General features: G+C 68.7%; 1 protein-coding gene. It reads right to left on the reverse strand.

The window, feature by feature from the left end:
• Positions 1–297: tyrosine-type recombinase/integrase (locus tag EN869_RS34020; RefSeq protein ID WP_145972071.1), on the reverse strand; the 297-nt coding region annotated here is incomplete at both ends.

Here is a 297-nt window from a genome sequence, read left to right on the forward strand (position 1 = left end):
TCGGCCAAAGCCGGTCTGGTAGGCCCGGCGCTCGTTGCGGGCGCCGAGGAATATCGGTCGCGGCTCGTGACGGGCGATCCCGCGCTCGCTCAACAAGGTTGTCAGCGCTCGCGCGAGGTCCTTAGCAATGGGGACGACGCGGTCTCTGCGCCCTTTGCCGCGCAGCAGCACTTGCGGGTGCGGCCGTTCCAACTGAAGGTCGTGTGCGTTAACGCCGGTGGCTCCGGAGACCCGGGCGCCGGTCCGTGCCAAGAAGAGCAGAAAGGCTCGGTCGCGCCGACCACGGGGCGTCTTTGG

The organism is Mesorhizobium sp. M2D.F.Ca.ET.226.01.1.1 (genome assembly GCF_004022705.2).
In the GTDB taxonomy this organism is placed as follows: Bacteria; Pseudomonadota; Alphaproteobacteria; order Rhizobiales; family Rhizobiaceae; genus Mesorhizobium.